General features: G+C 42.6%; 22 protein-coding genes and 2 pseudogenes. 9 read left to right on the forward strand and 15 right to left on the reverse strand.

Going from position 1 to position 20,016, the window contains the following annotated elements; genetic code table 11:
- The 15 genes and pseudogenes from LS71_RS05190 to LS71_RS05245 form a co-directional block, all read right to left on the reverse strand.
- Nucleotides 1-248, reverse strand: a pseudogene (locus LS71_RS05190) (class I SAM-dependent methyltransferase); the annotation flags it as partial.
- Between the two features lie 9 nt (nucleotides 249-257).
- Entirely contained in the window at nucleotides 258-1,508 is a 1,251-nt protein-coding gene (locus tag LS71_RS05195) for a glutamate-1-semialdehyde 2,1-aminomutase (protein ID WP_034357060.1), read from the reverse strand.
- A 252-nt stretch (nucleotides 1,509-1,760) separates the two neighbouring features.
- Entirely contained in the window at nucleotides 1,761-1,934 is a 174-nt protein-coding gene (locus LS71_RS09435) for a hypothetical protein (protein ID WP_194145666.1), read from the reverse strand.
- An 81-nt stretch (nucleotides 1,935-2,015) separates the two neighbouring features.
- Nucleotides 2,016-2,858, reverse strand: a complete 843-nt coding sequence (locus tag LS71_RS05200) for a class I SAM-dependent methyltransferase (protein WP_138109838.1) — start codon at nucleotides 2,856-2,858, stop codon at nucleotides 2,016-2,018.
- Nucleotides 2,855-3,589 (reverse strand): acylneuraminate cytidylyltransferase family protein, encoded by a 735-nt coding sequence (locus LS71_RS05205; protein WP_138109839.1) that lies wholly within the window; start codon nucleotides 3,587-3,589, stop codon nucleotides 2,855-2,857. The genes LS71_RS05200 and LS71_RS05205 overlap by 4 nt, the downstream gene beginning before the upstream one ends.
- A gap of 1 nt (nucleotide 3,590) precedes the next feature.
- The gene (locus LS71_RS05210; protein ID WP_238700342.1) at nucleotides 3,591-5,711 is read right to left on the reverse strand and encodes a cytidylyltransferase domain-containing protein; all 2,121 of its coding nucleotides are present in this window, start codon (nucleotides 5,709-5,711) and stop codon (nucleotides 3,591-3,593) included.
- Nucleotides 5,712-5,771: 60 nt separating this feature from the next.
- Nucleotides 5,772-6,515 (reverse strand): acylneuraminate cytidylyltransferase family protein, encoded by a 744-nt coding sequence (locus LS71_RS09665; RefSeq protein WP_238700360.1) that lies wholly within the window; start codon nucleotides 6,513-6,515, stop codon nucleotides 5,772-5,774.
- Between the two features lie 291 nt (nucleotides 6,516-6,806).
- Nucleotides 6,807-7,502 (reverse strand): annotated as a pseudogene (locus tag LS71_RS09870) (Gfo/Idh/MocA family protein); the annotation flags it as partial.
- Complete coding sequence (locus LS71_RS09800; RefSeq protein ID WP_275050987.1) at nucleotides 7,503-7,625, reverse strand: hypothetical protein; 123 nt, start codon at nucleotides 7,623-7,625, stop codon at nucleotides 7,503-7,505.
- A gap of 74 nt (nucleotides 7,626-7,699) precedes the next feature.
- Nucleotides 7,700-8,599 carry an acylneuraminate cytidylyltransferase family protein gene (locus LS71_RS05225; RefSeq protein WP_238700343.1) on the reverse strand — a complete coding sequence of 300 codons (900 nt, stop codon included), beginning with the start codon at nucleotides 8,597-8,599 and terminating at the stop codon, nucleotides 7,700-7,702.
- 105 nt (nucleotides 8,600-8,704) lie between these two features.
- Nucleotides 8,705-9,517, reverse strand: coding sequence for a class I SAM-dependent methyltransferase (locus LS71_RS05230; RefSeq protein WP_034356789.1), 813 nt, complete (start codon nucleotides 9,515-9,517; stop codon nucleotides 8,705-8,707).
- Nucleotides 9,518-9,526: 9 nt separating this feature from the next.
- The gene (locus tag LS71_RS05235; RefSeq protein WP_238700345.1) at nucleotides 9,527-10,627 is read right to left on the reverse strand and encodes a hypothetical protein; all 1,101 of its coding nucleotides are present in this window, start codon (nucleotides 10,625-10,627) and stop codon (nucleotides 9,527-9,529) included.
- Between the two features lie 88 nt (nucleotides 10,628-10,715).
- Nucleotides 10,716-10,901 carry a hypothetical protein gene (locus LS71_RS09675; RefSeq protein WP_238700346.1) on the reverse strand — a complete coding sequence of 62 codons (186 nt, stop codon included), beginning with the start codon at nucleotides 10,899-10,901 and terminating at the stop codon, nucleotides 10,716-10,718.
- A 333-nt stretch (nucleotides 10,902-11,234) separates the two neighbouring features.
- Complete coding sequence (locus LS71_RS05240; protein WP_194145667.1) at nucleotides 11,235-11,765, reverse strand: TylF/MycF/NovP-related O-methyltransferase; 531 nt, start codon at nucleotides 11,763-11,765, stop codon at nucleotides 11,235-11,237.
- 20 nt (nucleotides 11,766-11,785) lie between these two features.
- A complete protein-coding gene (locus tag LS71_RS05245) occupies nucleotides 11,786-12,832 on the reverse strand; it encodes a nucleotidyltransferase family protein (RefSeq protein WP_034356786.1) in 1,047 nt (348 codons plus the stop codon).
- Between the two features lie 214 nt (nucleotides 12,833-13,046).
- Here LS71_RS05245 and LS71_RS05250 point away from each other — a divergent pair, with 214 nt between their 5' ends.
- From LS71_RS05250 to LS71_RS05290, 9 genes are all read left to right on the forward strand, one after another.
- Nucleotides 13,047-14,459, forward strand: coding sequence for an aminotransferase class I/II-fold pyridoxal phosphate-dependent enzyme (locus LS71_RS05250; RefSeq protein WP_034356783.1), 1,413 nt, complete (start codon nucleotides 13,047-13,049; stop codon nucleotides 14,457-14,459).
- A complete protein-coding gene (locus LS71_RS05255) occupies nucleotides 14,460-14,660 on the forward strand; it encodes a hypothetical protein (RefSeq protein ID WP_034356780.1) in 201 nt (66 codons plus the stop codon).
- 32 nt (nucleotides 14,661-14,692) lie between these two features.
- Entirely contained in the window at nucleotides 14,693-15,319 is a 627-nt protein-coding gene (locus tag LS71_RS05260; protein ID WP_034355922.1) for a class I SAM-dependent methyltransferase, read from the forward strand.
- A 132-nt stretch (nucleotides 15,320-15,451) separates the two neighbouring features.
- On the forward strand, nucleotides 15,452-16,321 hold the full coding sequence (locus tag LS71_RS05265) for a sugar phosphate isomerase/epimerase family protein (protein ID WP_238700347.1): 870 nt from the start codon (nucleotides 15,452-15,454) through the stop codon (nucleotides 16,319-16,321).
- A 57-nt stretch (nucleotides 16,322-16,378) separates the two neighbouring features.
- Nucleotides 16,379-17,494, forward strand: coding sequence for an N-acetyl sugar amidotransferase (locus LS71_RS05270; protein ID WP_034355894.1), 1,116 nt, complete (start codon nucleotides 16,379-16,381; stop codon nucleotides 17,492-17,494).
- Between the two features lie 24 nt (nucleotides 17,495-17,518).
- Entirely contained in the window at nucleotides 17,519-18,334 is an 816-nt protein-coding gene (locus LS71_RS05275) for a class I SAM-dependent methyltransferase (RefSeq protein ID WP_238700348.1), read from the forward strand.
- A 1-nt stretch (nucleotide 18,335) separates the two neighbouring features.
- On the forward strand, nucleotides 18,336-18,563 hold the full coding sequence (locus LS71_RS05280) for a hypothetical protein (protein ID WP_034355891.1): 228 nt from the start codon (nucleotides 18,336-18,338) through the stop codon (nucleotides 18,561-18,563).
- Nucleotides 18,479-19,150, forward strand: a complete 672-nt coding sequence (locus LS71_RS05285) for a class I SAM-dependent methyltransferase (protein ID WP_081946284.1) — start codon at nucleotides 18,479-18,481, stop codon at nucleotides 19,148-19,150. Before LS71_RS05280 ends, LS71_RS05285 begins: the two co-directional genes overlap by 85 nt.
- A 178-nt stretch (nucleotides 19,151-19,328) precedes the next feature.
- Nucleotides 19,329-20,015, forward strand: coding sequence for an OmpW family outer membrane protein (locus LS71_RS05290; protein WP_034355885.1), 687 nt, complete (start codon nucleotides 19,329-19,331; stop codon nucleotides 20,013-20,015).
- Nucleotide 20,016: the final 1 nt, after the last annotated feature.

Raw genomic sequence — 20,016 nt, forward strand, 5'->3', positions numbered from 1 at the left:
TAATCAAGCAGATAAAAATGTGCATTTGGAAAAAGATGTGCTAAATGAAAGCTTAATGTCCCACCACCACAGGCTAAATCTGCTATGCGTAAAGGTGCATTTGCATCTAACTTGCCCACGTTTATAGAATCTAGCAAGAGAGATTCTAATGCCTTTTGCTGCTCGGTTTTCTGCACAGATTTTGCGTAATACTGCTTTGCTAAGTGTTTATCTGCCTCCATAGCACGCAAATAATTGTCTTTTTTCATCATCTATCCTTAATTATATTTCCTAAACACAGGCTTTACCACAGGGCTATGCAAATATGCCCCAATGCCTTCTTTTAACGCCTTTTTATACACCTCTAGGCTCTTAGCAAATGCCTCTAGTGTGCGCTCTAGCTCAGTTTTTTTATGCGCATAGCTCATCGCAATGCAAGGGAATAAAATCTTATGACGTAGCATTTCTTGCAAAAATAGCGTGCGGTATGCGAGGCTAGATTCTCTATTTTCATCAAATGTCAAAATATAGGGCTGACACTCCACGCCTGTAGCGATACAATGCTCACTTAAACCCAAATCCTTAGCAATGCTATTAAACCCATGCACAATCTGCCGCCCATAATCCCACAAATACTCTACAACATTTGGTGCCATCTCCGCGCCATGAGTGGTAGAGAGTAAAAATACCCGCTCACTACCCTCAAACTCAATGCTCCCTAGCTGCATGATTTCACGCTTGCCTGCCACAGCGGCGACAGAAAAGCCATTTGCCATAGCCTTGCCAAAGGTGCATAAATCAGGACACACGCCATAATAATACTGCGCGCCCTTAATATGCCACCGAAAGCCTGTAATCATCTCATCTAAAATCATCACCGCGCCGTATTTATCGCACAGTGAGCGCACATTATGCAAGAAATTATTTTTGGGGTGCTCTACATTGCTAGGCTCTAAAATCACGCAAGCAATGCTTTTTGGGTGCTTCTCAAAGAGTGCTTGCAGCGAATCGATATCATTGTAGTGGAAAGTGAGCGTATCATCTTGAATACTCTTTGGGATACCGCGCTTTACCTCCGTGCTGCCGATAAACCAATCATCATAGCTAAAAAACGGGTGCTCTAAACAGCGCGCAATGAGTGTGCGCCCAGTGTAGGCGCGTGAGAGCTTTACTGCCGCACTTGTAGCAGTAGAGCCATTTTTGGTAAATTTCACCATATCTACACTATCGATTGCCTCAATAAGTGTTTGCGCGGCTTCTAGCTCGATGAGTGAGGGGCGTGTGAGGTTATTCCCATACTGCATTTGCTGCATTGCCGCAGCATTTACTCTAGGGTCTGCATAGCCGATACACACGGCGCGCAACGCCATGCCATAGTCTAAAAATTCTTGCTCATTTTCATCATACACATACGCACCGCTACCACGTTTTAGAATCTGTGGCGCATTGCTTGGGTATTGGTCAAAGCCGCGCGAGTAGGTATGCGCGCCGCCGGGAATGGCGCGTAGGAGTTGGGATTGGTAGGTCATAGTTTATTGCTCCTTTTTTAAAATTTTGTTAAGGATTGCTCTTTGGGTATTCAATTTGACTGCGCGGACTCTACTGCTTCACTGCGGCATATGTCTAATACGCCTCGTGCGCAGTAGAATCCTAAGAGCCAAAGCAACACCTCAAAACAAGGGTATCCGCTCGTCTGCTCTCAAGCAGGCGATGTTTCTTTAGTAAATACTAGAATCCTTTTGCGCTCTGTTTGCATTGGCTTTAAATCTTTGCGCGATAAATCACCACGCAGACGCACAAGCAAAACAGCGCGCCTTTAGATTCTGCAAACACATAGAATCTAGATTCCCACAGAATCTAAATTTGTGCAGATTTCTAGAATCTAGATTCTCTAAGCGTGTTGGGCTAAACGTCAAAGAGTGGCTATTCACTTCCTTGCCTCCAAAATGCCCCAATTCATTAGCATTCCCGCTGAAATCTGCAGCCTCTTCACATGCGCTTCCTTAATATCTTGCATTACAGAATCTGCTTTATCTTTATTCTTGCATTTCGCCCCCCCCCGTAAAATCATTGCTATTTGCACTTTGCGCGTTATTTGCATAAACATTTGTCATCTGCCCCACAAACGCGCCGCCAAAGTCGGCATCTACTTTGATTTTTTCCACATCTTCTAGCACGCGCACACTATAAGTGGCAATGCCTCTATGCGTAGTGCGCGGGAAGTCGATATGTGGGTTAAATTCATGGATACAAAACTCCGCATAGTTTCGCAGCAGCTTTTGCATAGTAGGTAGGCTAAAGGTGCTATATCTCCCCCAAATACCTGCCTTGCCAGATTCTCTAGTTAAGTCCCTAAACTCACATTGCAAATCTACATCAAATTCCGTGTTAAATAAGCTTGAGGCATATAAGCTGCCATGCGGCTTTAAAACCCGCCTTACCTCCTCTACAATTTCACTAAGCATCTTTTCATCAAATATTAAAAATACACCCCAGCAAAACACCAAATCAAAGCTCTCATCGCTAAAAGGCAGCGCGCGTAAATCACCCTCTATAAACTCCATGCGGTCTAAAAATGGTGCATTAATCTCTTGTGCTAGCTTTAATCCATCGCTATTGTAATCAAGCAGATAAAAATGTGCATTTGGAAAAAGATGTGCTAAATGAAAGCTTAATGTCCCACCACCACAGGCTAAATCTGCTATGCGTAAAGGTGCATTTGCATCTAACTTGACCGCGTTTATAGAATCTAGCAAGAGAGATTCTAATGCCTTTTGCTGCTCGGTTTTCTGCACAGATTTTGCAAAGTAGTTTTTCGTGCTTTGCTTATCCATCTGCGCGGCTTTGAGATAATCATCTCTTTGAATGTTATTTTTCATAAAAGCTCCTTGTGTGTGTTTATCATGGCTTCAATCATCGCAAAATCATCGCCATCATCGACTTCTAAACTCTGCCACTTTGGCATGATAAAGCCTAGCGTGTGCGCATGATAGAAGTTCCTATGCGCTAAAAGCGCGCCTATTTCACTAACATAAATGCTCCCCTCAAAAAAATACACAGGAGCAATGTCTTGACGCCGTAAGGGCGCAAAATGATTATTTTCATAAGAGCGGATAAAGCCATTTTCTAGCCGCACTAAAAAGGCGGGATTGCTAGATTCTGTAGCGGCTATGCCTACAAGCGCGCTAGCTTTTTCATGTGCGCAAAGTGTGCGTATCGCCCTATCGATGTCGCCCTCACGCGCTGGGCTATTTCTCACCCTTAGCGGGCTTGTGGGCTCTAAAAGCACAATGTAATCAAACTCTTTTTGAAGATTTTGCTTATAGAATCTAATACAATGTTCTAATACATCAAAGGTGCTAGTCGTATCACTTGCTAAGTTTTTTGGACGCAAAAATGGCACATTTGCTCCATAATCTTTAGCAATCTCTGCATACACACTAGAATCTGTGCTAACCACTACTTCATCGATATACTTAGAATCTAACGCAGATTCTATACTCCATGCTAAAAGTGGCTTACCACAAAGGCTTTTAATATTTTTATCCGGTAATCCCTTGCTCCCACTTCTAGCAGGGATAATGGCTAGAAAACGTTTACCCTCAAACATCTTAAGCCACCATCGCGCCATGAGATAGGGTAGCAGAGTGATAAGCATGCAATGTAGTGAGCGTACGCGGCACAATAGGGCATGTGCGCAAAACAAGTGGCGTAAGAGAGAAAGGAGATTCATTTAGTTCCCCTCCACTCGCTTTTGCCCATGTTCTCTTTGCCCCCCCCCCGTTAAATTGTGTGTTTAATTGCTTTGTATTTAGTTGTTTAAACACATCGGGGAAATGCTGCGATTTGCTTTCAATAGATTCTAGGAGGTCAAGGATTGTGGCATCTTTTTCTAGAGTGTTTGGGAATAGGCTTGGGTCATTGTGATTTAGGGCGTTTAGAAAGGCTTGCATTTCTTTGATGTAGGGTTCTTCTGGGTTAATGTATTGTGCTTCTATAGTGCCTTGCTCAAATGGGATATGCGCCCAATCTTGCATAGTCGTATTAATGTAGCTTAGGCAGTTTGTATCTTGCGTGTAGTGGATAATACCCTCACTCCCTAAGATTCTAAGCTCCCGGCTTGCTTTGGGTTGAGAGAGCACCTCGATAGTAAGATTAAGCGCGATACCGCTTTCAAAGCATAAAAGCGCGTGGTATAAATCACTAATAGGTGCGTGTATATCGCTATATTTGCCATAAAGCCCGCTAATTGCGTTTGCTTTGCCAAAGAGTGCGCATAGCCAAGTAAGCTCAAAAGGCACGATTTCGCGTCCGCCACCTGTATCGTAACGACTTACATAAAAATCGCTAATATCCTCCCACGGGTGCCAGCTAGGGAGATACTGCCCTGTATGGTAGTTTATGCTTAAAATTGCTCCAATGGTTTTGCGCTCTAGGAGTGCGCGCAGATTCTCAACTAGCTGTGAAAAATACATTGTGCTACTAGGGATAATGAGTGTGTCTTGATTTGCGCGCTTTGAGAGGGCTAAGATGCGCTCTTTTTCTACAACCGATGCTTCAATAAAGCAGTGGATATTGTGCCTTGCAGCGATTTCTGCATAGTGCATGTGCAAATGCGGTGGTGTAGAGATGATAAATACATCAATTTTATGCTTTTCCATGGCAAGCTCGAGGCTATCAAATGTGGGAATATGGTATTTCTCCTCTGTTTCTTTGCGTCTGTCTGAACGCACATCAAAGCCGATGATATGTGCTTGCAAGCCTAGTGCGATGAGATTTCTCACGCGCCGCTTGCCCATAGAGCCTAGCCCGATAATAAGAAATGTACTCATGGTATCTCCTTGTGTGGTGGTGTGTGAGGGTGTTGGGGTGGATTCTAAGTGGTTAGTGTGTGTGGAGTGTGGTTGTGGGGCGTTAGATTCTATGAGGCTAGATTCTATAGGGCTTGTATGCGTGTTTTGCAAAGATTTTGTAGCATTAGGCGCGGGGTTAGATTCTGTGATGAGTTGTGTGGAGCGGTGGTGCATGGGATAAAAGGCTTTCATCATCGTTTCAATACACAAAAAATCGCATATATCATCAATCTCATAGCACTGATGGGGCTTAATCTCATAATACGCGCAATGCTTGGTGTAAAATGTCTGCTCTGCTAGCAGGGCGGTGGTTTTAGCGATATATGCTACGCCATAGGGGAAGTAGAGTGGCTCATTATCTTGGCGGCGCGTGGTTTTAGGCAGGGTAGGTAAAAAGGGCTTAAGGATATTATCTTGCACGCGCTTTAAGATAGCGGGGTGTTCTTTTACTGCGCCTATGGTAGAGAGCGAGCTAGCATTTTGGGCGATAAGCTTTGCAATGGCATTATCAATATCATCGCACTCGCGCAGCGGGCTTGTGGGCTCTAAAAGCACAATGTAGTCAAACTCTTTTTGAAGATTTTGCTTATAGAATCTAATGCAATGCTCTAAGACATCAAAGGTGCTAGTCGTATCACTTGCTAAGTTTTTTGGACGCAAAAATGGCACATTTGCTCCATAATCTTTAGCAATCTCTGCATACACACTAGAATCTGTGCTTACCACTACTTCATCGATATACTTAGAATCTAACGCAGATTCTATACTCCATGCTAAAAGTGGCTTACCACAAAGGCTTTTAATATTTTTATCCGGTAATCCCTTGCTCCCACTTCTAGCAGGGATAATGGCTAGAAATGTATATCCTTGATACATCATGCCACTCCCGCGAAAGCAGTAGAATGATAAAAAAAGACAAGAGAGGGATTATGTTTTAGATTATCCCCCCCCCCCGTTAAATATAGGATTATTAGCTCTTGTTAGCATAAATTCTACAAATGCAAAATCAAGCGGCGTGTCAATATCTATGCTGCGCTCTTCTGGCATGATAAATAGCCCTGTATTTGGCGTAAAAACACTCTCATGCTCGAGTAGTGCTGCGCGCTTCCAAATATAAATGCTTGCATTCATATCATAGCATTTAGGTGCGTCCTGTCGGCGCAAGATGGGCTTGCTAGGGCGCTTGCTTAAATCAACCCGGCTCATATCGCCCTCCTCAAAGATTTCTACAAGATTGAAATAAGGATTTTTACGCGCGGGCGCAGCAGTGATTAAAATATCATTATTATCACGCACAAATTGCGCATACGCCTCTGTAATATCGCTCACAAGGCGCAGCGGGCTTGTCGCATCTAAATCAAACACCACATCAAAGCGCGTATTGTAATGTGCTTCACTTCTTAGTAAGGCATCGCGTATTGCGCCTAGCTTACCCGCCTCATCAGTTGCAAGTGCTGCTTCGCGCAAGAAAAACACCTCCGCACCCCATTCCTGCCCCACGCGTGCAATTTCCTTAGAATCTGTAGTTAGCACAATATGCTCAAAAAGCCGTGATTGCAGGGCTTGGAGGATAGTATGGGCGATGAGGGGCTTACCGGCAAGTGGCGTGATATTTTTATTTTTCACGCCTTTACTGCCCCCACGCGCGCCGATAACACAAAGAATGTTTTGCTGTAGTTTCATGTTTTTTATCCTTGAGATGGTGTGCATAAGGCGCACAGATTCTGTGAGATTGGGCAGGATATCGCGTTTTTTGGCGAGACTAGCTAGGGGCTTTGGGAGTTTAGTTTGCAAAAAGCCAGCATGGTGCAGGACGCTTTGGTGCATAGTAGCAAAAAGCTCATTACGCGTAAAAGTTATAGAATCTAGGTGGCTTTTGGCATATGTGTCTGTAGTGGTAAGCGTGTTTTGCACTAAGTCAAGCTCATATTCATACGCGCTAGTTTGTACGCGCACAAGGCGTCTAGGCTGCTTGCTAAAATAATCAACACTAAGATTTATCAATGTGCCTTGCGCGGTGGTGGCAATAAGATTTAGGCTATCATCGCTTGTAATCTCAAGCTCTGAAATCTTGCCATTAAAGCCAGCGATTTGCTTAAACTCCCCAAAAAGCCACTGCGCATAATCAAGCTCATGGCTTAAATCAAGTAGCACACCCCCGCCCATGTACTCTTGCGCGCTATAAACTGCTCTATAATCTACACCCTCACGCCATAGCGGTAAATATGAGCCGCAAGAAATTTGCGCAAAATAGGGCTTATGCGCGCTATCAAGATTATGCAATGTTTCTTTTAAACGCCACAAAAGCGGGTGGAACCGCAGACAAAAGCCTACGACGATAGTGTTTTTACCCTGATTGGGGTTAGCCATAAGAGGCGCAAAGTCGGTATCATGAAAAGAAGCAGCGCACAAGGGCTTTTCAACAAAAATGATTTTATGCTCTAGCATAGAATCTAGTGTGCGCAAGTAGCGTAAATGCGTATGTGTGGGCGAAGCGATGATGTAGTAATCAAAGGCTTTTATATCTTTTAGTGCATTGAGGCTTGGGTAGGCGTTTGGCAGGGACTTAGAGCTAATGAGTGTGCAGGTAGTATTAAAGTAGGTTTGCAAGACCTCTGCATGTCGCGCTCCAATGGAGCCATAACCGATAATAAGCACTTTAAGCGGCATTTAGGCAGCCTCGCTTAAAGTAAGAGCGGAGATGGTAGCTGTGTTGCCATGGGTATTGCACAGCGCGATAGGTGTAGATTCTATGGTATTTTGAGAATCTAGTGTGGATTTGAGATGCGGCATTTGGCACGCAAATATAGGCGATATACATGCATGCGCTATAGAATCTAGCGCCCGCACAAGAGTGCGCGTAAAATTTAGTTCTGCCCCCCCCCCGTTACGCTAGTAGTTAAATCTCGAAGATGAACATTTGCACTGATGTGATTTTTTATAACAGAGGCAATTTCAAAATCAAGTGGGGTATCTATGTCGCTTGAATACATAGTATCCATTTTATATGCGATGGAGTGGGGCATAAAAAAGCTCTTAGCCTGTAAGAGTGCCTTAGTTTTAGCGATGAAAATCACGCCATTTAGGCGATAATATGCAGGCAAATCTTGGGAGCGGACATTAAGGACTTTGGGGCTTAGGAAATTATCCATAGACTCATCTTCTGCAAGGGTATTGCTCCAAAGGGGCGAATGCTCGCACTTGCACACCGAGATAAGCGAATTTGCATTAGAATCTAGCAGCTTTTGGCAAGACTCATTAATATGCCATGCCTCTCGCAGGGGACTTGTAGGCTGGAGTAGCACAATGTAGTCAAACTCTTTTTGAAGATTTTGCTCATAGAATCTAATACAATGCTCTAAGACATCAAAGGTTGTAGTCGTATCACTTGCTAAACACTCTGGACGCAAAAATGGCACATTTGCTCCATAATCTTTAGCAATCTCTGCATACACACTAGAATCTGTGCTTACCACTACTTCATCGATATACTTAGAATCTAACGCAGATTTTATACTCCATGCTAAAAGCGGCTTGCCACAAAGGCTTTTAATATTTTTATCCGGAAGTCTTTTGCTCCCTGCACGCGCTGGGATAATGGCTAGAAAACGCTTTGAGTCATGCTTGCTAGATTCTGTAAGATTAATGGGCTGTGATAGCGGGACTTGCTCAGTATTGGGCTTTGTGCGCTTTTGTGCGGCGCTAGATTCTATAATATTAGATGTTTGTAGGACTTGCGATAATCTACTCTGCGCGCTTCGCACCACTGCTGCCCCTTTGAAAATATCTTTATTTTTAATTGCAAAGGTGAGAATTCTAGCACAACATTATAATTTTTCTCCTAATTTTTGGCAAAATTTATGCGGCAAATATCATTTAGGCACGTGGTTTAAAAAGGTCTTACTATGTGTGTGGCTAAAGTTACAAAAAGGCGTAAGAATGCTTTGCTTTGTGCGCTGTATAAGTAGCGCGTAGGTGTAAAACTGCTCGGGCATTTCATGCACAAAGCTATCAGTGGCATTATCTGCTCTATGGAGAAAAAAGCGTGATTGCAGTATTTTCACATGCCGTGCTTGAAGCTGCTCTATCATAAGGCGCGTATCGGTAAAGAAATTTGGGTGCTTATTCTTGCGCGCGCCTATTTCTGCGTTTAAGGCTAGTTCATCAGTTGGAAAGTAGTTGTTATTTTTCCCGGTGATTAGGGCTATGCCGCCTATGTTTAGCACGCGCAATATCTGCTCTAGTGTGATATGTTGAAAGCATGCATCAAATACGCCGTAGCAAAACACACCATCAAAGCATTCATCACTAAAAGGAATCACATCATGCTCAAGCAGTTTCTTACACTGCACACTAGGATAATGCTCGCTCATATATGCTGTGCAAGAGCTTGCAATATCGCAGCCACTATATGCACAATCTAGATTCTCAAAATACGGATATGCTCTGCCAAAGCCACAGCCATAATCCAAGATACTTATGCGCTGCCCTTGCTTTGCGTCATGCTTTTTATCGCTAATGACATCGACAAGCCATGTAATGTAGCTTGCCATTATCCTATCATCTGGCATTTTATCAGCATGGCTTGATTGTGTATTAGAATCTGCTACGCGCTTCTGCCAATAGTTAATGTAATTATCCCAATATGCTTGTCTATCGGTATTGTTTGTGGTGTTGTGTGCCATATATGCTCCTTATGCGTTATTTAGGGTGGTGTGGGTGGTGGTGTTTGTGAGCTTATCCCATACCGCAACTTCAGTAAGCCCGGCATTTGTGTTGCTTGCTATGCCTATTTTTTCTAATGCTTGTGGGGGTAGTGTATTTCTATCAAATGTATAAGTCCAATGATAGGGCTTAAAAAAATCAAAATTATCGTGAAAATACTGCCCTTGCGTGCTTTTGAAGCTTAAAAATGGCTGGGGACCAAAGACATTTCTATCCGTTTTGACATGCAATTTATTATGCGCAAAGTCATATTCTAGACTTAGATTAAGCGGTGATTTTTTTAGCCCTAGTGCTGCGCGCATAGCTTCATCGGCTTTAGCATATTTGAAATGTACTTGTGGATAGCATTCGCTAGCGTTTTTGATAAACTCGCGCAAGATATTAATCTCAAAGCTCATATCACGATAATCATGGCAGTCAAAGGCTAGAATTACATCATTTTGCGTCTGCTCTGCACGCGCAAAGGCATCATTTACATCATCTTGCGTAATGGAGCGCAGACGCGCATACATATTAAGGCAGCGCGCGATGTAGCGCCGGCAGTTGCCTTTAATTTGATAATCATCATGGCTTGGGTGGTATATTTCCCATTCTGTCGTAGCTCTACGCCAATCGCCAAAGCGTCCATCACCGCAATCAGGCTGATTTGTATCCCTGCCTTTTGTGGATTGATTGGCATAATCAAAAGGAATCCATTGCTCTAGGAAAAAATGGCTATCAGGTCGCTCTGTGTGGAATCCGGGGCGAAAGGTGGAAGGGAAAAAGGCTCTATCGATGATTCTATGGGCTAGGATATCGGTGATTTTCCCACCCCAAAAGCCCGTGCCACTTGCGTGATAATCACCGCTAAATGCGATAGGGTGGTAGTGAAAGCTTATATGGTCATAATCTGTAATATGCTTTAGTGCCTTGTAGTGGTCAAAGATATTGTGATAGCCTGCGTCCCTGCGCCGTGGATTATAGCCACTAAAGCCTACATGGTCCATGCAAAACCAATTATAAATCCACCCACCACCAAAAGAATCGGGCAAGATATTGCGATATGTCGGCGCACAAATGCGCTCAAGCATAGAATCTATCTGCTCCCATGACCCATAGGAGTGCAGTAAGTGCGGGTCAAGAAAGGTAAGAATAGCCTCTTTTGTATGGGTGTCTAGTTTATGCCCCCCCCCCCGTTAAACTAATAGTAGAAAAATCACCTTTTTGTAGTGATTGTATTTGCTCCCTAGAGTCTATTTGTATGCTAAAGGTAGATTTTAACAGCTCGCAAATAGCTTGCGTGCTTTGATAGAGGGGTCCCTCTGTATCGATGCAATGGACAATATGCACGATTGGTTTTTTCATAATGCGCCCCTAAAGTAAAATAAAAGGGGCATTGTATCGCCTTAAAGGTAAAAATAGGCAAATATCTAAAGCCTAAAGTTTAAAGTAGTGTTTGACTTATGTTCAAAAATAGCATTAAGGCTATAAATACAAGGTGTGCCAAGCGTATAATCTGACACAAGTACGGGATTTAGTATAATTTACATTTTAGGGTTAAGCCTCATAAAAGAGGCTTAATAAAAAAGGAGGGAGCAGAAGAAAATGGGAGCTTTTGCAAGGCAATGTTCTTGCCTCTTATAAAATCCTCTACCGCCTTTTCCTCACCGGGGAAGCAGGGGTAGTCATCAAGCATTATCACCCCCCCCCCGTTACTCGCTCATACAGATTCTCTAAAATTGTTACACAAGGCTCATACACATCAACATCGATATGCAAAAACGAGATTCTAAGCTCAGGGTGGTCTTTGCAATACTTGGGGATAGTTTCATTAATATCACCTTTAATAAGCTCATAATTTTTCACATCTTTTGCCTTTAATGCGACATGCATATCCTCTATATCGATACTTTGCCCGCCTGAGGCATCAAGGAAATCTTGTAATATTGCCTTATCCTCCTCAAAATTAGTCGGCGGAAACATACCAAAAATATCAAATCCAATAAGCTTGCGTGAATAAGGATTTTCCAATACATCGCGAAATCCTGCCATTTGGAAAAATGATTTGCCGCGAAAAATACCGCATTCAACGATATCTCCAGGGACGCCTATACTCTTTTTATAAATCTCATAATGAGATAACAGCTTGCCAAATCGAAACGCATCAACTTGTTTGTAGTATTCATTCTCATGCGTGTAGTAGTCACCACGCCTATATGCACTGCCCATACAAAACTCCCAAAAATAATTTAGTATCCATACTCACTATTGGCGCGCTCATACTCTTCATGTCGCCCTATATCTATCCAGTAATCAGTAATAAGATACGAGTGGGCATTATAGGATTTTTGCATAAAAATGCTATTAAAAAGGCTAGGCATATCAAAATAGCAATCTTTTGGGATAAGCTCTAAAACACATGGGTGCAAAAGATAAATTCCAGCGCTTACTAGAAAGCTTTGTGTGGGCTTTTCTGTGATATTTATAATCTTACTACCCTCACATTCCACCACGCCATAAGGCACCTGATAGCTAAACTCGCGCACGCCCATTGTGGCATGAGAATCTAGGCGCGTGTGGAAATCAAGCATTTGATTAAAATCCATATCGCTTAAAATATCGCCATTCATCACAAAAAATGGTTGTTGCCCTATGTCTTTAATGAGACTTAGCGCACCTGCTGTGCCAAGTGCTTTAGATTCTCTCACATAGCTAATAGATAAGCCAAAACGTGCTCCATTACCAAAATAATCCTCAATAATATGCGACTTATAATTCACACACAATATGATTTGCTCAAAGCCCTGTGCTTTAAATCGCTCCAAAATAATATGCAAAATAGGCTTTGAGCCCACTTTCAACATAGGCTTTGGCACAGAATCTGTAAGCGGGCGTAAGCGTGTGCCAAGCCCACCTGCCATAATGACGATAGGATTTGTATGTGCTGGGGTTTTTAAAAGCGCGGAGATAGATTCTATCCTTACCACACGCCCACTATCATCAAGAATAGGGATTTCATAGATGTTGTGTTGAGCGGAAAGGCGCATGAGCTTTTGCTTGGAGTCGTTTATGTGGGCTGTTATGGGCGATTTTTGCACGATAGATTCTATAGGGCTAGAGAGGCTTAGTCCCCGCACAAGCCCGCGCCGAATGTCTGGGTCTGTGATAATGCCTAAAAAACTACCATTTTCATCATTAACAATAAGCAAGCGCACACCATCATAAACGCCAAAAATTTGTAGGGCTTCTTGGAGGCTAAAGCTCGCAGGAATGGAAATTTTACTGACATCTTGCATAAAAATTTTGCCTTGAAAAAAATAATTTAGTCATGAAAATTAGTAATTTTCAAACTTTTAGTTTGCCCAATCTGTGGCATTTGAGGCGTGATTATAACACAAAAAACTAAAAGTAATTTTATATCACTCTCCACATATGCGCAAATGCACCCTCTTTTTAGTCATGAAAATTACTAATTTTCATGACTAAATTTTTATGATGTGAGGGAAGCCTATGTCTAGCGTTACTCTAGCGGATTTGTATGTAGTAGATTCTGTAAATATTTTGCAGGCGATGTCGCATATTAATAAAAACACCATGGGAATGGTGTTTATAGTGGATAATGATATGAGATTGCGCGGCGTGCTAAGTGATGGCGATGTGCGCAGGGGCTTGCTTGAGGGCATAGATTTACATGATAGCGTTACGCGCATTATGCAAAGGAATTATCACTTTGTCCAAAGTGGTGAGGCGGCAAACTTAGATGTATTGCAAGAGTTTAAGCTCCTGCCGGTGGTGGATAGTAATCATATTTTGGTGGATTTTTACTCCGCGCAAAATCGCTTTTTCCCCATCGCTACGCCGTGTTTAAATGGAAATGAGCTTAATTACTTGCTTGATGCTTTTCTTAGCTCATGGATTTCAAGCACTGGGCGGTATATCACGCGCTTTGAAGAGAGCTTTGCTGCATATTGTGGCACTCAATATGGTGTGAGCGTGTTTAATGGCACTGTGGCGCTGCATTTAGCCCTTAGGGCTTTAGGTATAGGGCAGGGCGATGAAGTAATCGTGCCTGATTTAACCTTTGCAGCAACGATTAACGCCGTGCTGCTTGCAGGTGCGCGCCCTGTGATTGTGGATATTTCTGAAGATTCTTGGTGCATTGCGCCAAAGGCTATAGAATCTGCGCTAAGCGAGCGCACGAAAGCGATTATCCCCGTGCATTTGTATGGGCAGGTGTGCGATATGGATTCTATAATGCATTTAGCGCGCGCGCATAAGCTTTTTGTTATAGAGGATTGCGCGGAGGCTCATGGAGCGAGCTTTAAGGGTAAAAAAGTAGGGAGCTTTGGCGATGTGGGGTGCTTTTCATTCTTTGGGAATAAGGTAATAACCACTGGTGAGGGCGGTATGTGCGTGTGCAATGATAAGGCATTAAATGAAAAGCTTAGAATCTTGCGCGACCATGGCATGGATAAGCATAAACGCTACTGGCATACAGAAATTGGCTTTAACTATCGCATGACAAATTTGCAAGCAGCACTTGGGCTAGCGCAATTAGAGCGCATTGATATGATTTTGCGTAATCGCGCAAGCTATGAGCATGCCTATATCAAGGCATTGCAAGGGCATATCACACCGCAAGCGCACTTAAAAGACAGGGAGAAAATCACTTGGCTTGCGAGCTTTTTGCTTAATGACATTGATAGGGCGATATTTATGCGCGCGCTTAGAAATAAGGGCGTTGATGCGCGTGCGTTTTTCTATCCGCTAAGTGATATGCCTATTTATACCCAGTATGCGCCTACTCCCACGCCTATAGCGCACGCAATCGCACAAATGGGCATAAATCTGCCCACTTATGAGAGTTTGCAGAGTATAGAATCTGTGGTGGAAATTTTAAAAAATATCATAAAGGAGCTGTGAATGAAGTGTTATTTGTGCGGTAGTAGCGAGAGTAAAAGGCGATTTGGACGCGTAAGAGATGATAAAAGCATTGGTATTTGGGAATGTGAAGCATGCGGGCTAGTGTTTTTAGATGCACATAAGACAAATGAGCAATTTTATATAGAGGGTAATATGCACGATGAGCGCGTGGCTGCGATGACGGGGGGGGGGGGGGGGTAATATCCCTTAAAAGCAGCATTGATGAAGATAGTATGCGGCGATTTGCATTTGCAAAAGAGATGATTGCAAATAAGGATATTGTGGATTTTGGTAGTGGATATGGTGGGTTTTTGTATTTAGCAAAAGATGTGGCAAAAAGTGTCGCGGGTGTGGAGATAGAATCTAGTGTAAAAGATGTGTATGAGGAGCGTGGCATTACGCTCTATGAGCGAATAAGCGATGTGCAGAGTGTGGATATTATCACAAGTTTTCACTGCATTGAGCATCTGCCAAATCCTATTGAGACATTGCGCGAGTTTAAGGCTAAATTGCACACAGGCGGGAAAATACTTATTGAAGTGCCAAATGCTAATGACGCACTACTTACACTTTATAAGAGCGAGGCATTTGCGCATTTTACCTATTGGAGTGCGCATTTGTATCTTTTTACACCCTTTACTTTAACACACTTAGCGCGCAGAGCTGGCTTAAAGGTAGAGTTTATCAAATGTGTGCAGCGCTATCCGCTCTCAAACCACCTCTATTGGCTTGCACATAAAAAGCCTGCTGGACATAAGGTATGGGGGAATTTTATCGATAATGAGGCGCTAAATCGCGCGTATGAGGATACGCTAGCGGGGCTTGGAGTGAGTGATACGCTGCTAGCGATCTTTAGCTAAGGTGCGCACGATACCAGAATCCTAAATCGTAGTTTTGTTTTATTTTGGCTTTACGCACCATAAAGCAGGCTTAAAGGCAGCAAGCCCACACAGGGTGAAAGACAAATCTTTAAAAATCACAAGGAGGATAATTTGATAAATATCTATATATCTAGCTCTTGTATCAAAGCTCACACCATCGCTCAAAGTGTAGAAACACTTGCTAAAGCAGGTTTTAAGCGCATTGAGCTAAGTGGCGGGAGTGTGTATTATGAGCGTATTTTAGAGGATTTGCTTGATTTAAAGGCGCGCTATAGCTTGCATTATCTATGCCATAACTACTTTCCACCGCCAAAGCAGGACTTTGTAGTTAATCTTGCGAGCTTAGATTCTATAAATTTTGAACGCTCGCTTGTGCATTTATTAGAATCTTTGCGCTTTTCTCACTTGCTTGGAGCAAAGCATTTTGGCTTTCATGCGGGATTTTTTGCAAGCATTAGCCCAAAGGATTTAGGAAATTTGAGCCAAACATACACCCTGCAGGATAAGGAGCAGAGCATGGAGCGTTTTATTCATGGCTTTCATACTTTAAAAGCGCGTGCAGATGAGCTAGATATAAGGCTCTATATTGAAAATAATGTGATAAATGCCGCAAATTGTGCGCGTTATGGGCATTGGGATTTGGCAATGTTATTAAGTTTTGAGCAGTTTTGCGCTCTTAAAAAACGCATAGATTTTTCATTACTACTTGATATTGGGCATTTGCAGGTAAGTGCTAGGACTATGGGGCTAGATTTTATGCAAGAGCTAGCTCAATGCTTAGAGGTGGCAGATTATGTGCATATCAGTGAGAATAATGCTTTGAGTGATGAAAATAAGCCACTAAGTGAGCAAAGCGCGTTTCTCCCATTGCTGCAAAAATCACACCAAAAGCATAGAATCTATACGCTTGAAATTTACGCCCCGTTTAAAGACATTCATAGCAGTTACGCGATTTTAGAGCGGGCATTACGCGCAAAATAAATTCTTTAATGAATATATGCTACAATCCGCGCCTATCTTAACTACAAAGGAGCATTCATGAGATATTGTAAAAAGTGTGTGATGCCCGATACGCGTCCGGGTATTACATTTGATAGTGATGGCGTGTGTATGCCGTGCAAAAACCACGAGCGTAAGCAAAAAGTGGATTATAAAGCACGATTTGAGGAGTTTAAAAAGCTTTGCGATAAGTATCGTGGGAGTAATGGCGATTCGTGGGATTGCGCGATAGCAGTGAGCGGGGGTAAAGATTCTCACTTTCAAACATATATGATGAAAGAAGTCATGGGAATGAACCCGATTTTGTTTTCTGTGGAGGATAATTTCTCAATGACAGAGGCGGGCAAGCATAATTTGCGCAATATTTCTGAAGAATTTGGCTGTCATCTTATCACCTTAAAGCCTGATTTACGCACGCAAAAGGCACTTATGCGCAAGACATTTGAGCAATATGGCAAACCCACTTGGTTTATTGATAGGCTCATTTACACTTATCCAATTCATATGGCATTAAAATTTAATACACCATTGCTCGTGTATGGCGAGAATGTAAGCTATGAGTATGGCGGTGGCGATAGTGAGGAGACATACAGCGCGCGTGAGATTTTAAGCAATGGCGTGGCAAGCGATATTCCATTAAATGAACTTATCGATGAGCGCATTTCCAAAAAAGACCTAGAACTTACTATTGCCCCCCCCCCGCAGACTTTTAGTAAAATAGACCCTATTTATCTTTCATACTTTGTCCCCTGGAATTCTTACTCAAATTATATTTTTGCAAAATCGCGCGGCTTTCATGATTTAATTGGCGAATGGGATAGAACCATGAGCATCGAGAGCTTTGACCAAGTAGATTCTGTAGCGTATTTGGTGCATGCGTGGATGAAGTATCCTAAATTTGGACATGCGTGCGCGACTGATTATGCCGCGCGTTTTGTGCGTTATGGACTGATGAGTCGCGATGAAGCCATAGCGGCGGTAAAAGAGCGAGACCACGCGCTAGATTCAAAAGCAGTGGCGGATTTTTGTAATTTTGCCGGCTATAGGGAGAGCGAGTTTTGGGCAATTATAGACAGATTCTATAATCGTGATATTTTTACCAAAGATAGCTTTAATCGATGGGTGCTTAAAGACCCTATTTGGGCGCAAAAGTAAGATACACAAATAAAGGAGTAATTAATGAATACACAAAATCCACATACCACGCCTATGTGTGCGGGGGGGGGGGTAACCTCTCATAGTAATTCTCATGCCACTCTTGCAGATTCTAAAAATCCCGCGAGTAACGATTGCTGCGGTGCTAGTGATAATTCACAAGCAACCTATGCGCAAAAATACGCAGGAGGCTATGGCATTAGGTATCCTGAAGGGCATGTCATACGCTTTTATGAGCGGATTTTACGCTATGAGCTAAAAAAACTTAGCGGGAAAATGCTTGATTTTGGCTGCGGGAATGGCACGCACGCGCAATATTTTACCGATAAAGGCTATGAAGTCTATGGCGTGGATATTATAGAATCTGCGCTCACTCAAGCATCAAAAGCCATAGGGCAGCGCGCTAAACTCATCACACCAAATCAAAGTTTGCAAGGGCTTTTTGTAGATTCTCATAATAAGCCGCTTTGCTTTGATATTATCTTTGCTAATCAAAGTTTGTATTACTTAGATAGCGAGCATTTGCGTAATTGTGTGCAAGAGCTTTATGATATGAGTAGTCCCGGGGCGATTTGCTTTTTTACGATGATGAGTAGGAAAAATGGCTATGCCAAACACATCGCAAGGGAGCTTGAAAATGGCTTGAGCGAGGTGGTTTTAAGCGGGAGATTGCAAGAGAGGAGCTACATTCATTTTATCGATGATGTAGCGGGCTTACAAGCGGCGTTTGCTCCTTTCAAACCTCTGTATATAGGCGAGTATAATATATTTGAACTCTATGAGCCTTATAGCAGTGAAGGAAGCTCACATCATTTTATTTTCATTGGGAAAAAGGAATAGTATGGAACATATAGAATCTAGCAATGCGCAATCCATTAAGCGCACACATGATGAATTTTACGCAAGCGAAAGCCACAAAGATGCGCCAAAAGAAAGCTTTAAATACATAGCACATATAGCAAAAGCACATTTTGCTATGCACTCTTGTGCGGGGGGGGGGGGCAGCTTAAAAGCCCTCCTCAACACACGAAATCCCAAAGCGATTATCCACAAAGTATATGCGATATAGGCTGCTCAAATGGCGATTTTTTATTTTATCTAAGCGATGTATTTCCACATGCTAAGCTTTATGGGATAGATATTTTGCCAAGCTTACTTGAGAAAACAAGGCAGGATTTTAAAGCGCATAATAAACCTTGCCCTACCTTGTGGGAGGGTGATATACAAAGTGGCTTGAATCTACCAAAAGAGCGCTTTGATATGGTGTTTTTAAATGGCGTGATAGGCATTTTTGATGATTTGCATAAGCCTTTGGAGCATTTTGCAAATCTCATAAATCCTAAAGGTGTAGGCTATATATGGGGCTGCTTTAATCCCTACCCTATTGATGTGTTTATTAAAGGCAGAGTGTGCGGGAGCAGTCATTTAGAATCTGGCTGGAATTTGCACAGCAAGCAAAGTGTGCTAGAAATATGCGATGGCTTAGGGCTTAAGGGCGTGTTTTATGATGATTTTGACATAGGCATTGATTTGCCGCAGAGTGAGGATTATCTGCGCACTTGGACATTTAGGCTTGAGGGTGGCAAGAGGGCGATTATTAATGGGCTTTCACTTGTGCATAATTTTTCACTTTTAGAGCTTACTTATAGAATCTAGCCATAAAGGTTGCATAAAATTTATCTGATGATTTTACATACTTCATACTTTTGTGGGTAGAATGGTTGCATATGCAACTAATTTTTACATATTTTAAGTGGGGTGTTGAGCAAAATGCCCTATTATCTCCATAAGTGCGTTAAATCTAATGCATGCAATTTCAACAAAAGGATAAGAAATGGTAAAAAAATCGGTATTAGCCTTGGCTTTATGTGGTTTAAGTGTAGCAAGTGCAGAGCAGGCAGGTGGCTTGTTTGTGGGAGTAGGAGCTGGCGTGCCTATCACTACACCAAGCTATGGCGGAGCGCTAAAGAGTATTCAAGATATTTTGCCAAACACAGGTATTGGCTATAATGTCTCGCTTATGGCAGGTTATCGTCAAGCGCTCAATCAAGATATGGGCTTAAGATACTACGCAGAATACAACTATAGTGAATCTTATGGAGATGGTGATGGCACGCTAATGGGATTAATGCCTGCTAAAACAAAGGCGGATATTAAACAACAGCTTGCTACTATCAATGTGGATTATTACTATCAAGCTACTAGCGCATTTAGCGTATATGCGGGTATTGGCTTAGGGTATCAAAGCTTTAAACCTAGCTGGACGCCAACGATTATGGGTGCAGAGCAAAATGCCATAGGTGGCGCGCAAAAGGGTGGGTTGGCTGTGCCTTTAAACATTGGAGCGAGCTTTAATGTAAATGCGCATAATCAAATCACACTTGGTGCAAAAATCCCGCTTGTTGCTTATGATTATAAAACTTCTGTGCCCGGTGCGACTTTAGGGCAGCAAGGTGAGCTTCCAGCAAATGTCAAGCTAAGGACTTATATTGTCCAAATTGGCTATAATTATACATTTTAAG

The organism is Helicobacter jaachi (genome assembly GCF_000763135.2).
Taxonomy (GTDB): Bacteria; Campylobacterota; Campylobacteria; order Campylobacterales; family Helicobacteraceae; genus Helicobacter_C; species Helicobacter_C jaachi.

Excerpts from the sequence above, each read along its gene's own strand:
- LS71_RS09675 (WP_238700346.1), bottom strand. The coding sequence starts at position 10,901 with ATGAAAAAACCAATCGTGCATATTGTCCATTGCATCGATACAGAGGGA.
- LS71_RS05240 (WP_194145667.1), bottom strand. The coding sequence starts at position 11,765 with ATGGGCAGTGCATATAGGCGTGGTGACTACTACACGCATGAGAATGAA.
- LS71_RS05250 (WP_034356783.1), top strand. The coding sequence starts at position 13,047 with ATGTCTAGCGTTACTCTAGCGGATTTGTATGTAGTAGATTCTGTAAAT.
- LS71_RS05255 (WP_034356780.1), top strand. The coding sequence starts at position 14,460 with ATGAAGTGTTATTTGTGCGGTAGTAGCGAGAGTAAAAGGCGATTTGGA.
- LS71_RS05235 (WP_238700345.1), bottom strand. The coding sequence starts at position 10,627 with ATGCTTGAGCGCATTTGTGCGCCGACATATCGCAATATCTTGCCCGAT.
- LS71_RS05205 (WP_138109839.1), bottom strand. The coding sequence starts at position 3,589 with ATGTTTGAGGGTAAACGTTTTCTAGCCATTATCCCTGCTAGAAGTGGG.
- LS71_RS05230 (WP_034356789.1), bottom strand. The coding sequence starts at position 9,517 with ATGGCACACAACACCACAAACAATACCGATAGACAAGCATATTGGGAT.
- LS71_RS05270 (WP_034355894.1), top strand. The coding sequence starts at position 16,379 with ATGAGATATTGTAAAAAGTGTGTGATGCCCGATACGCGTCCGGGTATT.
- LS71_RS05260 (WP_034355922.1), top strand. The coding sequence starts at position 14,693 with ATGCGGCGATTTGCATTTGCAAAAGAGATGATTGCAAATAAGGATATT.
- LS71_RS05200 (WP_138109838.1), bottom strand. The coding sequence starts at position 2,858 with ATGAAAAATAACATTCAAAGAGATGATTATCTCAAAGCCGCGCAGATG.
- LS71_RS05290 (WP_034355885.1), top strand. The coding sequence starts at position 19,329 with ATGGTAAAAAAATCGGTATTAGCCTTGGCTTTATGTGGTTTAAGTGTA.
- LS71_RS09665 (WP_238700360.1), bottom strand. The coding sequence starts at position 6,515 with ATGAAACTACAGCAAAACATTCTTTGTGTTATCGGCGCGCGTGGGGGC.
- LS71_RS05195 (WP_034357060.1), bottom strand. The coding sequence starts at position 1,508 with ATGACCTACCAATCCCAACTCCTACGCGCCATTCCCGGCGGCGCGCAT.
- LS71_RS05210 (WP_238700342.1), bottom strand. The coding sequence starts at position 5,711 with ATGATGTATCAAGGATATACATTTCTAGCCATTATCCCTGCTAGAAGT.
- LS71_RS05245 (WP_034356786.1), bottom strand. The coding sequence starts at position 12,832 with ATGCAAGATGTCAGTAAAATTTCCATTCCTGCGAGCTTTAGCCTCCAA.
- LS71_RS05280 (WP_034355891.1), top strand. The coding sequence starts at position 18,336 with ATGGAACATATAGAATCTAGCAATGCGCAATCCATTAAGCGCACACAT.
- LS71_RS09800 (WP_275050987.1), bottom strand. The coding sequence starts at position 7,625 with ATGCCGCATCTCAAATCCACACTAGATTCTCAAAATACCATAGAATCT.
- LS71_RS05275 (WP_238700348.1), top strand. The coding sequence starts at position 17,519 with ATGAATACACAAAATCCACATACCACGCCTATGTGTGCGGGGGGGGGG.